Origin of the sequence: Paraburkholderia sp. SIMBA_054 (assembly GCF_046534875.1) — a bacterium.
Taxonomy (GTDB): Bacteria; Pseudomonadota; Gammaproteobacteria; order Burkholderiales; family Burkholderiaceae; genus Paraburkholderia; species Paraburkholderia hospita.
Window position 1 is genome coordinate 1 of record NZ_JAWRXV010001173.1, and the last position, 256, is coordinate 256.

The 256-nt window shown below is 57.0% G+C and carries 1 protein-coding gene; it reads right to left on the reverse strand.

Annotated elements, in window-relative coordinates:
* A partial coding sequence (locus SB822_RS58835) for an ABC transporter permease subunit (RefSeq protein ID WP_410859340.1) occupies positions 1 to 256 on the reverse strand: 256 nt, incomplete at both ends.

The window sequence follows — 256 nt, forward strand, 5'->3', positions numbered from 1 at the left end:
GATTGAAACGAGAGCAACAACCAGAAACAGAAGAGCGAGTGCAAGTTGGGCTGCACCAGGCAGATCGGAACGCGTTATCCAGGTCGTATAAATCGAAACGGTCAATGTGCGAACGCCCAGGAACTCGGCAGCCCCCACATCGTTCAATGTTTCCATCAAGGCCAGACTGACACCGACCGCCACGGCAGGCCGGGCAAGTGGCAATGCAACCCGCCAGAAGATGCCCTTGCGGCTTACCCCCAGAGTTCTCGCTGCT